Origin of the sequence: Adlercreutzia mucosicola DSM 19490, assembly GCF_000422625.1 — a bacterium.
Taxonomy (GTDB): Bacteria; Actinomycetota; Coriobacteriia; order Coriobacteriales; family Eggerthellaceae; genus Adlercreutzia; species Adlercreutzia mucosicola.
Genome location: NZ_AUGK01000006.1, coordinates 42,038 through 55,529, shown reverse-complemented (window position 1 = coordinate 55,529; position 13,492 = coordinate 42,038). Strand labels below are relative to the sequence as shown.

13 protein-coding genes are annotated in these 13,492 nt (G+C 61.1%); 3 read left to right on the top strand and 10 right to left on the bottom strand.

The features are described 5' to 3' along the window. Positions 1-235 precede the first annotated feature (235 nt). Positions 236-412, top strand: coding sequence for a hypothetical protein (locus G503_RS16300; protein ID WP_156891922.1), 177 nt, complete (start codon positions 236-238; stop codon positions 410-412). A gap of 70 nt (positions 413-482) precedes the next feature. Further along, positions 483-905 (top strand): helix-turn-helix transcriptional regulator, encoded by a 423-nt coding sequence (locus tag G503_RS0104370; protein WP_028026619.1) that lies wholly within the window; start codon positions 483-485, stop codon positions 903-905. 133 nt (positions 906-1,038) lie between these two features. Here the strand turns inward: G503_RS0104370 and G503_RS13675 are convergent, their stop codons facing one another. The 3 genes from G503_RS13675 to G503_RS0104355 are packed head-to-tail and all read right to left on the bottom strand — an operon-like array spanning position 1,039 to position 2,647. Beyond that, positions 1,039-1,845 carry an N-acetylmuramoyl-L-alanine amidase gene (locus G503_RS13675; protein WP_051190912.1) on the bottom strand — a complete coding sequence of 269 codons (807 nt, stop codon included), beginning with the start codon at positions 1,843-1,845 and terminating at the stop codon, positions 1,039-1,041. Beyond that, positions 1,842-2,132 carry a phage holin gene (locus G503_RS0104360; protein ID WP_028026618.1) on the bottom strand — a complete coding sequence of 97 codons (291 nt, stop codon included), beginning with the start codon at positions 2,130-2,132 and terminating at the stop codon, positions 1,842-1,844. The genes G503_RS13675 and G503_RS0104360 overlap by 4 nt, the downstream gene beginning before the upstream one ends. A 23-nt stretch (positions 2,133-2,155) precedes the next feature. Beyond that, entirely contained in the window at positions 2,156-2,647 is a 492-nt protein-coding gene (locus G503_RS0104355) for a hypothetical protein (RefSeq protein ID WP_028026617.1), read from the bottom strand. 130 nt (positions 2,648-2,777) lie between these two features. Here G503_RS0104355 and G503_RS0104350 point away from each other — a divergent pair, with 130 nt between their 5' ends. After that, positions 2,778-3,668 carry a tyrosine-type recombinase/integrase gene (locus tag G503_RS0104350; RefSeq protein WP_028026616.1) on the top strand — a complete coding sequence of 297 codons (891 nt, stop codon included), beginning with the start codon at positions 2,778-2,780 and terminating at the stop codon, positions 3,666-3,668. On the opposite strand, the gene G503_RS16295 is transcribed toward G503_RS0104350, so the two are convergent. From G503_RS16295 to G503_RS0104300, 7 genes are all read right to left on the bottom strand, one after another. Further along, positions 3,658-3,828, bottom strand: a complete 171-nt coding sequence (locus G503_RS16295; protein ID WP_156891921.1) for a hypothetical protein — start codon at positions 3,826-3,828, stop codon at positions 3,658-3,660. The genes G503_RS0104350 and G503_RS16295 overlap by 11 nt on opposite strands. A 1,296-nt stretch (positions 3,829-5,124) precedes the next feature. Continuing rightward, on the bottom strand, positions 5,125-6,888 hold the full coding sequence (locus tag G503_RS0104325) for a hypothetical protein (RefSeq protein ID WP_028026613.1): 1,764 nt from the start codon (positions 6,886-6,888) through the stop codon (positions 5,125-5,127). Then, positions 6,872-7,120 (bottom strand): hypothetical protein, encoded by a 249-nt coding sequence (locus tag G503_RS0104320; protein ID WP_028026612.1) that lies wholly within the window; start codon positions 7,118-7,120, stop codon positions 6,872-6,874. The genes G503_RS0104325 and G503_RS0104320 overlap by 17 nt, the downstream gene beginning before the upstream one ends. A 2-nt stretch (positions 7,121-7,122) precedes the next feature. Further along, positions 7,123-7,425, bottom strand: coding sequence for a hypothetical protein (locus tag G503_RS0104315; protein ID WP_028026611.1), 303 nt, complete (start codon positions 7,423-7,425; stop codon positions 7,123-7,125). Between the two features lie 13 nt (positions 7,426-7,438). After that, positions 7,439-9,826, bottom strand: coding sequence for a phage tail spike protein (locus tag G503_RS0104310; protein ID WP_028026610.1), 2,388 nt, complete (start codon positions 9,824-9,826; stop codon positions 7,439-7,441). Then, on the bottom strand, positions 9,827-10,420 hold the full coding sequence (locus G503_RS0104305; protein ID WP_235715489.1) for a phage tail family protein: 594 nt from the start codon (positions 10,418-10,420) through the stop codon (positions 9,827-9,829). 44 nt (positions 10,421-10,464) lie between these two features. Further along, positions 10,465-13,488: a phage tail tape measure protein gene (locus G503_RS0104300; RefSeq protein WP_028026608.1), complete on the bottom strand. Its 3,024-nt coding sequence runs from the start codon at positions 13,486-13,488 to the stop codon at positions 10,465-10,467. Positions 13,489-13,492: the final 4 nt, after the last annotated feature.

Below are 13,492 nucleotides of genomic sequence, written 5' to 3'. Positions count from 1 at the left end.
TCGACTACTACAATGGAGAAACCAGGCCACGGCATCACGACATCAGGATCGAGGTATTTCTGCGCTAAAAACATCTATCATTATGAAAAGCACCCATGCTTTATACGATGGTAGGTGTTTCAAACGGGGAACTTCTAAAAAAAGTTCTTGCAATGTCACCAAAGGTGACATACAATAGTTACTGTCAGGAGGAAGCAATAAGGCTTCCCGAAGATTCGAGCCAAGGAGGCACATCATGGGAATCATCGTCGAGACCTACACCACCGAAAACGGCAGCAACATGGATCGCATCGACTACAGCTGCAACATGAGCGTCGAGGAGATCGCAGCCGACCTTCGCGAGACGTACAATGATTGGGACTACGCGATTGTTGAGCTTGAGGACGGATCAACGGAAATCGTTGAGCGATAGGGCATACGGGTCAGACATAGCGAATGAAGCGGCTCCGACATCGGGGCCGCTTCATTGAAAGGACGGAAAGGTGAAGAAGACGAAAGCGGCGTTTCGCGCCCTGCGCGAGGAGTGTGGGTTGACCCAGCAGGACATCGCTGACGAGGCAGACGTGCATCTCAGGAGCGTAAAAAGGTGGGAAAACCCCTCGTTCCCCAGCATCGAGCCGCCAGACGACGTGTGGGCGTTCGTCCTCGCCGCGCGCGGGGCTATGCACGAGGACGCTCGATCCATCGCGGAGCAGGTCATCGAGAGCCTGCGCGGCGTCAACGGCCCGCGCGACCTCGCACTGGACTACTATCGAACTCAAGAGGATCTGGACGCGGTGCAGCTCGGCAGCGGGGCCGACGAACCAGTGGGATACGTCAACGCCCGCATGAGGCTCGTGGGCCAGCTGCTCGATAAAGCCGAGATACCATATACATACCGCTATGCCGGTGGAAGGGAAGAATGAGCAGAGAGAGGCGCACACCAGAGAATAGCGAACCTGGTGACGGATGATAATCACCCTTCAGGACACACAAAAGGCCCCAGTTCTGCGATATTGCAGAACTGGGGGCCTAATCTATTCGGTGGATTACTTTCGGCTACGTCCCGAGCAAGTGCGACCACGTATCAGGGCCGCACGAGAAGTCCTTCTTGATGCCGAGCCGCGATTGGGCGTCGCCGATGGCTTCATGGGTTGCAGGGCCGGCGCTCTTGTCGACGGCGAGCGATCCGCCGAATCGCTCATTGTACGCAGACTGGAAGAGCGACACGTGGTCGCCTTTCGATCCCTTCTTGACCGTCTTGAAATTGTACACGGCTTCTCCTTTCTGCGGGGTTTGCGGAGGCGATGGCGGTGCTGGCTCGGCAGGCGCGCCGCCGATACCGAACGCGGCGAGGATTTCGGCGGCGACCGCCGGGACGTTGGCGTTGAACTTGTCTCGGTCTACCTTGTCGTCGATCATGCCGACCTCGGCGAGACGGTAGTTGATGCCGTGCGATGCGGCGCGGTTGAGATTTGCGAGATTCGATCTTTGCGTGATTTTGTCAGCGCGACCAGGAAAGTAGCTGGCCAGAAAGTCGGCCAGGGCTGTGTCCCAGGCATCAGGGCTGAAGCCTGCGCGGATCGCGACGTGCGCCCCCTTGGCCGGGCCGTCTCCGTCTGCCGCGTCCATGTGCAGCTCGATGACGGGGTTACGGCCGACGGAGGCCTTTAGCGCCGCATTGACAAGCCCCGACTTGTACCAGTTTTTGGACGTGTCGAGCACTGATACCTTCGAGCCGCCCTGGCGCGCCATCTCGGACGCCAGGGTACGCACGCGCTCTGCCTCGTTGTATCCGCCGCCAGATGCGCCCGGATCTCCCGCTCCGTGGCCGCAGATGACATAGAGCTTCTCGGCCGCGCTCATCGCTGCCCCTTAATGGCCGCGATGACGAGCTGCGCGATCTGGGCCGCCCGTGTCCAGTTGTTGTTGCGCCACCATGCGTACGCTGTGGCTGTCAAAGCGAGAGCGCACAGCCCCAACTGCGTGACAATCTCCACATCGAGCTTCATACCGAGCAGCGCGAGCGCCTGGCCAGCAAAGGCGGCGAGCAAGCGGACGAGGGCGACGAGGCGCGCCGCATTGTCAATCTGGGATGCGTCAACAGACTCAACGTCTCCCGTCTCCGTACCGGTGATTACGATTTTGTTCATCTTGTTCCTTTCCTTCGAGCGTGTCACTTGAGCAGGGCATCGGCGAGATCTTGCACGTTGTTGTCGATAGCGTGCACCGTGGCGTGCACGTCCTGGATCTGCTCGCCCATGGCGCGGCTTCGATCCTGAGAAACCTCAAGCCGCGTGTTGTGCGTGTCCATGAGACGACTCATGGCCTCGATGGCCGCCGTGGAGCGGTTCGACGCCTCGATGGTCTGGCGCTGCAGCGCCATCATCTCGGCATCAGTCTTCGCCCGTTGCTGGCGATCTTCGATCTTGTGCTGCTCGCGGTCTCGGTCGATCTCAAGGCGCTGCATCTCAACTTCGCGCTGGAGCTTCAGCTTCTCGCGGTTGTTGTTCGATTCGACTTCGAGCTGCTTGTCCTTCGCCGCGCGAATCTCTCGCGACACCAGCACCGCCGCGACGATGAGCGCCACGGCGATCACGACAACCGCAAGCAGCATTGGCTCTGCAGCCAGCCCGTCCGCAGTGTGAACCGCTGCCTCTTCCAACAAAATCACCTCCTTTCTGCGTTGCTATGGCCAGGGAAATGAACCTCCTTTCTCTTGCGGAAATCACAGACGCCCATACGCTTTCCCAGGGCGCATGGGCGTCTGTGATTTCTGAACCGAAAGGAGAGACAAGGTGAAGATCGAGGACTACTACGAGGGCGTCTACACCACCTACTACGCCGACCTCGCGCCGGCGACGGTCGAGGGCTACGAGGGGGCCTGGCGCAACTGGGTGGAGCCGCAGTGGCGCGGCTGGGAGATGGAGGACATCCGCGTGCGCCACATCAACGCCTGGCTCGCCGCCGGCGCGGGCGAGGCGGGCTACAAGCTCTTGCGGCAGATCATCCGCAGCGCCATCGCCGACGAGTGCTACCGGGAGGACGTGACCGACCCCACCACGCGCGGCATCCGGCACCCGCGAAGGGCCAAGGCGCGCGGGGAGAAGCCGGCGCTCACCGAGCGCGAGGCCAAGGCGCTGCTGCTGGGCGTCGTGGGCTGGGAGTACGAGGCGACCGTCGTCCTGGGCCTGTGGCTTGGTCTGCGCCGCTCAGAGCAGTGCGGCATGCAGTGGGGCGATATCGACCTGCGCAGCGGGCTGGTGCACGTGCGGCGCGGGCTGCAGCGCGTCAAGGGCGAGGTAGTCGAGACAGACATCAAGACCCACCGCTCGGCGCGCCCGCTCATGCTGCCGTCGACCCCCAGGCAGCGCCTCGCCGAGATCAAGCGGCTGTACTTCCCGAGGGCGCGCAAGGCCGATTGGGTGATGGGGCCGAACGCCGACCCGACGCGCTACGCGAGGATGCTCAGGTCGCACTGCGGGCGCAACGGCCTGCCGTATGTGGCACCGAAGTACTTTCGCCATACGTTCCGCACGTTGGCCTCGAAGGCGGGGGTGCCAGAATCACACATCCAGAAGATGTTAGGCCACGTGAGCCTAGATACAACGTATCTGTACATGAGCCTCGATGAGACGATACTGCGCCAAGATCAGCGGCAGTACGAGCGGCATCTGCTCAAGGCGTAGGGCCTCCTAAGATCGACCTCAGGGCGGCAGCCTCCTCCATGAGCCACATAGCCAGCATATCTGCCAGCTGCGGCTTGTCGCCCAGGTCAGCCACCGCCTCGCTCGCCGCGTAGAGTGCCTTTGCGGCACGCTCCACAGCCTCGGTCGCTCTCAAGTCCATCGCCGCTCCTCCAATCGGGTTTGCAGCATATGGTAGCGCCGCGGGGCTGTGGAGCCATGCCGTATCGGGTATTGGCAATCCCTATCACAGATCAGTTTCGCGGGCGGCGCTACGAAGATCGTTATCGACAACGGGACAAGCTCACCTGACATCCAGCACCCTATGATCAGGATGGCGTACGGCGAGAAGCAATACGGACTCATGCTCAACTTTGTCACGAAAACCATCTACTGTATCGACTTCTCTGACCGTTCGCGGGACTTTACCATCAGGGCGTAAAATCCCTATCACAGTTCAGCTCGGATAACTCTGGCGGATGGACTGTCGCCACATTTCACGGCGGCATTCGGATGGCGTGGGCACCGACAAGGGTGGTTGTCCGCGCGGCGTCCACGGCGTGGGGCGGCGCGTATCACACCGAGTGCTATCCGCTCAGCCTGCCGGAGGCGCTAAGCTCGGTGGGGTTTGCGGCCATCGTCCCGCGCAGCTCGAACCTCGCCGTCCATTGCGGATACAAGCAGGTTTCGGCCGATTCGATCACGCCGTACCTGTTGACCCACACTCCCTTGACGGTCGGGAGCGAGTTCGGCGTGTTCTGCCTTGTAATTGGGGTGTCGTCGTAATCCCTATCACAGAGTTGCGTAAAGGCGGTCAATTGTAGCGATGTGACGCTGCGTGGGTACACAAGCGAGAGCGATTACATCGAGATTTACCTGACGCTACCGAATGGCAAGCGTCAAGTGGTCGGACTTCGAAACGGGGTTGTCCCCACTGTCAAGCTGCTGTAGCTGTAATCCCTATCACAGCCTCCGGTGCGCTCGTGCAGCCTCGGCAAGCTAGCATCGTTTCTGCGCGTGGGCAATACTGTCTTTTTGCACTTCGATAGCAAGGAGCCGTTGCAATCTGGAAGCAACACGATCTGCGACACACCAGAGGGCTTCAGGCCCATTTGGTCGGTGTACGCGCCGACGGACACTGGTGGCACTTCCATAAACGCGAGGCTCTACGTCAGCAGATCCGTGGTGTCGGTATACAACTACAGCAGCGGAGTGAACAGCAACGTCGCTGGGTACATTTCGTATCCCACTAATGACCCGATGCCAGAGCAGTAATCCCTATCACAGCGCGCATCGAAGGTTAACCTGCTCGGCGTCCGCAGTGTGCAGTTCGGACGGGCGTCGAGCGGATACCCTCAGATAAACATGATAATGGATGACGGCACGAGCCTGTTCTGGCTCATGGACGCCGGTGGCATCCGCTGCTGGGACGCCACGCACAGCGAGATGGTTATCTCAGTCAAATGATGTAGCTTACGACAAACAGAAAACCCGTGGCGGTGCCGCCGTGCGGTGCCGCCCACAGCTTGCCATCGGCAGCTATCTCGCACTTAATCGGCGTGGTGCCCGACTGCGGAATGGCGGGGAAATAGAGGTCGATTTTCGGCCGTATTTCTACGGGAAAAACTGCAATCTCGTTCCATTCCTGCGCCAGCGGCTTGGCGGTCATGGAGACCACCACGGTGACGAGACCGCCCAGGCGGCGATACTTTATAGAGTTGCCACCCTCGTTTAAGATCGAAATCCAGTCTGTAGTCTGTGATAGGGATTCCCAGCCCTCCCTCATTTCAGTGTCGAGATGGTCTTTCCCCACGCTTCCGTCGGCAAGTTTCGCCGATGTCACGGCATCGGCAGCGATATGATCCGAGCTAATCGCATTATGCTTGATGTGCGCCCCGTCGATCCTCCCGTTTGCGTCGAATCCGAACGTGGCCCGAATCTTCGCATCGAGCCAGTTCCATACGAGCGAACCTGCGGCCTTGAACACCGCGCCGGCGGTCGCGCTTGCCCCGTCCTCGCGGAAGAGGACGAAGGTGGGATCCTCGACTGAATCCGCCGCAGCCATGCCGCCGAGAATCTGGTACTGGGCACCGGCCGCAGACGATGCGCCCGTGCCACCGTGCGCAACGGAAAGCTCGCCAGTCTCGATGTCTGCGGCATCGTGCGCGTGCACCTTGGCTGCGAACCACGCCTTGATATTCGCCCACAGGTACGACAGCCCAGCTAGCGTCAGGTACCGCTCGGCCTTGGATACGTCGGAGCCGGAAACCACCGCATCGATGTCGGCGACGGTGATGGCATCTGGCAGCTTGTCACGGCCGCCGATCAGCTCCCACAGGTATGATCCGTCAGACAGCTTGAGGTAGCGCCATTCGAGGTAGAGGTCTCCGACGGTCTGACGCGGATTTGGCACGTAGTAGATGACGGAGGTATCACCCTCGACGGTGGGCTGGGAGGTATCTGGGTCGTACTGCCCTTCGGAGAGCAGGATGAACTGCATACCCTGGAAGTCCTGGCGCATCTGGTCGAACTCGACCACGCGCGCGGCCTCGGCGACCTCGCGCCCCGTCTCGGCAGAGATGCGCTTAAGCTCGGCTGCGGCGCGCGCTTCCTCGGCAGAGATGCGCGACGATTCCGACGATTCCCTGAGCGATTCGGCAGCGGCCCGCTTTGCCTCGCCCGCTACCCTGGCAGATTCTGCAGAATCGCGCGCTGTCTCTGCGGTGCGGCGGGAAGCCTCGGCGGTCTCGCGGGCAGACTCCCCCGCCACGGCCGCCTCCTGGGCGGCCTCGGCTCGGGCCGCCGCGCTGTTGGCGGCGTCGGTGGCGGTGCCAGCCTGGCTGAGAAGCACCTGCACGGCATCGGGGGTCGGATCGCTCGGCTTCTCGCCGGCGAGCGCGCCGTTCTCTCGAACCCTGTAGGGCCGCGCCATCTTCTCGGTGACGATGCGCTTCTCCTCGCCCACATAGCCGACGATGGAGAGGTACAGGTCGCCGGGCTTGTCGAGCGCCTCCCAGGGAATCTGCACGGTGTCGCCGTCGACAGCCGCCCGGAACTCGACGGATCCGTTCTTGAAAATAGCAACCTTCGAGGTGCACTCGGCCCATTCGGTGTCGAATGTCAGCTTCACCGTGTCAACGCTGACGTTCTTCGCGACGGCACGGTCGTTATGCGGGATATGGATCTCGCGGCCGATCACGTCTACATCATGCCGCATCAGCATCACCGCCCGCCTGCGCCAGTTCCTCGGCAGCCCTGCGCGCCGCGATGGCCGCGCGCTCGTTCTCGCGCGCCTGGGCGGCGAAATTGGCGAGCGCGAACCCGTCGATGCGCACCATGACCGAGGCCATGACGAGATGGACCATGGCCGCGTCGATGCCCAGATCGGCGAACCTGCCGATTGCGTACTCGTAGATGTCGAAGGCGGCCGCCTCCAGATCGATTGCGTTTGCCAAAGCTACTCTCCTTCCATGGCCGCGATGGCCGCGCGGGCGGCATCGGGGTCTACAAGCGACAGCGAGACGATCTCCTTCATTGTTTTTACATCGGCGATGGGCATCGAGAAGACCTCAATGCCGCACAGCTCCTCGTCGGTCGGCCTGTCGATAAGCCACCCATCGCCAGGTGTGTACACGATCTCGCACCCGTCGCCCGTCGCGCGGGCGATGGCGCATCGCTCCTCGTACAATGCGATCTTCGACGGCTTGTCGATGATCTCGCGCCAGCCATCGAACATCGCAAAATAGTATGTATCCTCCATTCTCACCCTTTCTCTAGTCGCTCTGCGGAAACGAGACGCACAACCCGTTGATGAACCGAGCATTGCCGTATGACCATCCGATACTGCCTCCGTTGTCCCACATATCGACGATCACCTTTCGCGTGCCAGTGAGGCAGTGGATGGTAGTGGTCGATTCGCTGGACGATGCCGCGACGGACATGAGCGGCGTAGTGATTCTGATGCACTGCTTGCCTGTGATCTGCAATCCGGCAGACCTGACCCCAGTATCGACATCGACCATGTGGGCGGAGAAGTCAACCTTGCCGAGGTTCGCACCGTTCTCGTAACCGAGGATAGATCCGTTCTGCATTTTGAGGAGGTTCGACACCGAACCGCACTCGAAAGTGCCCGACAGCACGGCCGACTGGGCGCGAAGAACGCCCGTCTTGCTCATACTCGAATACGTTGAGTTCCACGAGAACCGGTTCGACTGGATGGTGATGGCCCCGCTCTCCACAGAAAGCTGCGACGACACGTCGCCCTTGCTGACCTTGAGCGTGATGCTGTCGGACAGCTGCTTGATCGAGGATCGCGACCCACAGTCGGTCATGCGCCAATAGGTGCCGTCGTAGACGAACGAGAGCACGTCCTGGGCCTTCCACGAGAGCTCGGTGCTCATGTAGGAGTTGCCAACCATGATGTACTTCGCGCCAGTGCCGTTCACGTTGAGCGTCGGGTTTGCGACGGTATTTGCGTAGGTGAACTTCACCGAGATGGTGGCCCCCTTGTAGAGCGTGAAGTCGGGGGCGGTCACGACCTTGGCGGCGGTGCCGCCGGCGGTGGTGCAGTTGGCGTAGTTCGCCTGGATGCTCTTCACGGTTGACTCGATGCCAGCGGCAGTCTGCCGCACCTCGCTGATGGCCGTGTTCACGATCTTTATCTCGCCGTCAACGTAGCCCTCGTAGGCGGTTGTGACCGTGGAGATGATCTGACCGGGCATGATGTCGAGTTCTGCCTGCATGATCTTCTGCTCCTCGTCGAGCTGGGTCACGCTGGCCCTGATCGACTCGGCAGTCTGCTCAAGGGTGGACACTGACGACCGTATCACGGATATGTCTCCGTCGATGCGCTCCGCCGTCTCCACGATCTGCTCCCCCACCGTTGACACGATGCGATCTTCGGCGACCTCAAGGGCTGCCATGGTGTACACCACGGTGTTCTTGAGGTTCACTATGGTGGACTTGCTCTGAGACTTGATGACTTCGACCTCGCCGGCGAGGCCGGCGAGTGTTGATATCTTGACAGTTTGGAGGGTTGTCGTCTCCCCCAAGCTGATGGTCGATTTATGGCGCTCGGTGAGATCGATTGTCTGCTTGACGATCTCCAAGGTCTCATCGAGGCCGAGGTAGGGGTTGTAGCACGGGTACCAGTCGAGCAGCGCGAACGAATCGTAATCGAGGCCGATCAGTGACAGATCGTAGGCTGTAAGCGTAGTGGAGACGGGAAGGCGCTTGTTGTCCTCGAACCAGTTCTCTGCCTTGGTCTTGAGATTCAGAGCATCGGTAACGTCGTCCCAGTACATGACGCCCTCGATGACGCCGTACTCGCGGATACCGTCGGGATCGTCGATGTAGGGCACACCGGCGTTCGCCGAGGCGATGGACAGCCGCTCCTCGGTCTCCACCTCGCGCTTGTTGCCATGCTCGTCGGTCTCGGTCGCCTTGAGCTTCGCGCCGCGCGGGTAGAGTCGGGTGATAAGCCCGTCGAGGTTCACCTTGCGAGTTCCACGCCCCATATTGCGGCCGATCCTGATCTGGGTGGAGCGAACCGAGCCGATCTTCTGGCGGTAGTCGAGATAGAGCCGCCCGTCATCGCCGCGCCGAACGCGCATCTCGCCGCCGAAGACGGCGATGATCTTGGATTTGATGCAATCCCAGGTGGTCTCGAAGTTCGTGCCCTTGGTTACGTTGTCGGTCGTTTTCCATGTAACGACATCGACAATGCCTCGGTATACGCGCTTCTCGGCGCTCACCTTGGCATTGTGGTTGCCGAGCAGGTAATCGATGTACTCTTGGAGGCCGGTGCGCTGGGTATCACCCTCCCACAGCCGCTCCTCGGTGTAGGGCTGCCTCGAATCGCAGAGGTACCCAGCCACGCCCTCGCACACGACAGCCTTGCCCACCTTGCCGGAGTCATCAACGGACGGCACTGGCGACACGACGCGCCCCTCGAACTCGACCGCCCCAGTCTCGGCGTTAACCACCTCGACGGTGGTGGAGAACGGAACCAGGATGTCGTAGCCAGGATTGTCGTGGTAGATCGTGAACGACAGCGAATCGAAGCAGTTCTTCTCGCGGGCGATCTTGGCCGATGCAATCTTCGAGAACTGGTCGGATATGATCGTGGGAGCGCCACGGTTGTAGACGGTTACGATGTCCACCTAAAGGATTCCCTCCCTCCATGAGACGAGGGCCGACCCGCCAGAGACCTCCACCTCGTTCGTTCCCGGTGAAAGGTAGAGGTTCGTCGCGGTCGGCCCGTTGAATGTCTGTCGCAGTGTTCCTATGGTGATGGTCACGGTGCCGTCGGGCACGACAGACAGCCGCGCCCTCATGCCTCCCTTGTTGACGAGGGGGTTCACACCAACGGAGATCGATGCCCTCGACTCGTCATCGGCCATCGCGAAGGGGTAGGCAGAAAACGCCACCTCGACGGTGGCAGCAAGGCCCGACTCGTCGCGCGATACGCTTATGGACGGTGCAGACACGATCCAGTGATAACCTGGCACATCATCATCGCGCAGCTCGTCACCGCACACCGGCGCGAGCCACGCCGTAACATCGGATACCATCGACTCAAGCTCGCGCGGGCTGCCGGCGATCATGTCGAAGCTGTACGACAGATCGCGATCTTCATAGTAAACCTCACCATTGATCGACGAGAAGTCGAGCGTTCCGTGCGAGAAAGGGATCGACACCCGGGCGGTCTTCTGTGCCGGAGCCGAAAGCGAGCGGCTGGCCAGACACAGCCCCATGTCCTCGCACAGGTGACGGCCCCTCACGGAGAATCCTTCGCACATCACAGCGCCAACCCCCTTTCGCTCAGTTCCTGACGGCCGCCCTGCACGCGGTCGTTCGGCTCCGCAGTCGCCTCGGCGATCTTGTTTCCATCGATTTCAAGAACCGTGACCCGATCCGCAAGCCTATCGATGGCAGAGCAGATGCGGTCAGCATCGCCGTGCTTCGACGCGATAACAGCATCGGACACGTAATTCTGCAGAACACGGATGGGAGCGATGGCCTCGGGGCCAGCTTCGCCAACGCCACGGTATTTACCATCGAGGCCCTGAAGCACGGTCGGACGGCTGAACACAGCGCCCTTCGCGTACCACTTAAGTTCGAAGTTGGGAACCGAGGGCGGGCTTATCGAAAAGCCGCCTGTGATCTCGATATGAGGCAGCTTCAGATCGGGTAGCTTCCAGTTGAAGTTGAACACGTTCTTGATCTTGTCAACAATGCCGCGCACAGCATCGAACGCGCCTTGGACAGGATCGATGATGGCGTGCCTGATGGCACCCCAGACGATCTCGGCCGCACCCTTAGCCCTCTGGAATTGCTCGTCGATGAAGGATACGCCAGCAGAGACAATAGACTGGATACCGCCCCAGATCTCGCTCGCCTTCGATGACACAGCGCCCCAGACGATGCTCCACACGTCCTGGATGAAGCGGATTCGCTCATCGATCCAGGCCGCGCACGAGTCGATGCCAGCGGAGACGACAGACGTAATAACTGACCACACCTCGGACGCCTTGGACGACACCGCGCCCCAGGCGATGTCCCACACCGCCCTGAGGAGGGATAGCTTCTCGTCGATCCACGCGAAGCAGGCATCGATCCCGGCACCGACGACAGACGTGATGAAGTCCCAAGCCATCGTGATGACGCCGCCGAAGTTCTCCCAGATGAAGTTCCACGGAACGAGGAGTATATCGACGGCAAGGCCGAGGATTTCCTGGACGAGCATGACGCCGACCTGAAAGATATTGCAGACTGTATCCCATGCGATCTGGGCCTTTTCGCTCACGAACCCCCACGCGGAGGCACCAGCCTCGCCGATCATGCCGAAGAATCCGCAGATAGGTGCCACGACGTTCGCCATGAACCACTCCGCAGCGGCAGATGCCCCCTGGCAGATGCCGTCCCACAGGCCGATCCAGAAATTTCGGAACCACTCGCAGTTGTTCCAGAGCAGCACGAATGCTGCGACAAGACCGGCGATGGCGGCAACGACGATGACAACGGGGTTCGCGCTCATGACTATGTTGAGCGACGCCATGGCACCGGTCACCGCCTGGATGGTGCCCGATATGGCCATGGCGGTGCCGAGAATCCCGAACGCCACGGCGACGCCGACGACAACCGGCGCGAGCCACTCGAAGTTGTCGTTCGCGAACGCGAAGAACCACGACAGTGCGGGCTGTATCTTCTCGACGAGCGGCATGAACATCTCGTCCTCGAAGCGGCGCTTGAGACCCTCTGCCTGATCTGACACGTTGTCGTAGCGGATCGAGTCGATCTCCTCCATGGTGCCTGCGGTGTCGGTGGCCGCACCGAGAAGACCCAACATGGCCTGCATACCGTCGCGGCCCATGTCCTCCCACATCGTGCCGAACAGAGCCACGCCGTCGGCGTTCTGCAGAAGCTGGCTTTCCTCAGCAAGCAGAGCCTCGATAGTCTCGATAGTCGCCTGACGGGCCGTCTCACCGCCTTCGGAGATCCTGGACTGCATCTCATCGGCGCACAGGCCGATGTTCGCGTAGGCCTCGGCGGTGGACTTGCTCATATCAACGGAGCGAATCGAGAACTCCTTGATGGCATCGCCCGCCTTGTCGGTACCGTTCAGAAATACCTGGGAGCCGGCGGCCATGGTGTTGAACATATCGTCAACGGATAGCCCGAGCTGCTGGTAGTAGACCGAGTACTCGGACACAGCGTCGAACCACTCGCCGTTGGCGTTCAGTCCCTCCTGGCAGCCGGCGGCGAGCATATCGTAGGCCCGCTTCCCGTCCAGCCCGAACTGGTTCATGAGTTGGTTGGCGGCCTTAATAGACTCGTTCACATCGACATCGAACGCGTCTCGGAGAATGATCGCCTGGACGGTAAGCTCCTCGAACGACTCGGTGCTCAGATCGTTCCCGAGGACGTTGACGATCTCGCGGCCGGCATCGGCGATATCCTCGAAGCTATCGCCGTAGTTGCCGGCGTAGATGCGGTGAAGAGCCTCTTCAAGCTCCCCGAACTGATCGGCGGCATAGCCGCCGAACGATGTCTTGATCTTGGCGGCCGCAACGTCCGACTCCGCAACGAGGCGCTTCACGGCCTCTGTCGCCGAGTCGATGGCCGCCTCGCCGAAATCGGCGAGCATGGTGCCAGCCGCCAGCTCTTCCAGGGAGTTCTTCCCGTCGAGGGCAGCCCCACCCATATCGTCGAACGCGCCGGCGCAACCTCTGGCGGCGTCCTCGGCCTCGGCCATCGATCTCTTGCTCTTATCCAAAGAGTCGTTCGCGTTGCGCAGGGCTGTCTCAAGCGACTTGGCCTCGTCGGATGTGCGGCCGTACTGGATGACGGCGTTTTTGTACTCATCGGCAAGGCGCGACACCTCGGCCTGCTGGGCCTCGATGGCCGCGCCCAGCTTGCCAAGCGCACTCTCCGCGCGGGCCTCGGCCTCGCGCTGGGATTCGAGGGCGGCGCTCACCGACTCGATCTGGCCGCGAACCCGCTCCTGGGCGGCCTGGGCGCTCGTGATCATGTTGGTGTAGCGCTGCACTTCCTGGGAGTTGTCGCCCCACACCTCGCGGGCCTTCTCCATCTTGCCGTTCAGGGCTTCGATCTTGCGCGACAGGGCCTCGTCGTGCTCGGCCAACAGCTCGTGCTTCTTGGCCAGGCCCTCGACGCTCTGGCCCGTATTCGCCATCTGGGCATCGGCCAGCTTCAACTCGCCGCGAAGACGGGTCATGGTGTCGCCTGCTTGCTTGATGGCGTCGCTGAACTCCTTGGTGTCAGCGCTAAACTTGATTTTGGCCTCGTCTTTCTTGGCCATGGGT

Coding starts and splice junctions, on each gene's coding strand:
- G503_RS16300 (WP_156891922.1), top strand. CDS start 236: ATGGGAATCATCGTCGAGACCTACACCACCGAAAACGGCAGCAACATG.
- G503_RS13675 (WP_051190912.1), bottom strand. CDS start 1,845: ATGAGCGCGGCCGAGAAGCTCTATGTCATCTGCGGCCACGGAGCGGGA.
- G503_RS0104360 (WP_028026618.1), bottom strand. CDS start 2,132: ATGAACAAAATCGTAATCACCGGTACGGAGACGGGAGACGTTGAGTCT.
- G503_RS16295 (WP_156891921.1), bottom strand. CDS start 3,828: ATGGACTTGAGAGCGACCGAGGCTGTGGAGCGTGCCGCAAAGGCACTC.
- G503_RS0104325 (WP_028026613.1), bottom strand. CDS start 6,888: ATGCTGATGCGGCATGATGTAGACGTGATCGGCCGCGAGATCCATATC.
- G503_RS0104315 (WP_028026611.1), bottom strand. CDS start 7,425: ATGGAGGATACATACTATTTTGCGATGTTCGATGGCTGGCGCGAGATC.
- G503_RS0104305 (WP_235715489.1), bottom strand. CDS start 10,420: ATGGGGCTGTGTCTGGCCAGCCGCTCGCTTTCGGCTCCGGCACAGAAG.
- G503_RS0104300 (WP_028026608.1), bottom strand. CDS start 13,488: ATGGCCAAGAAAGACGAGGCCAAAATCAAGTTTAGCGCTGACACCAAG.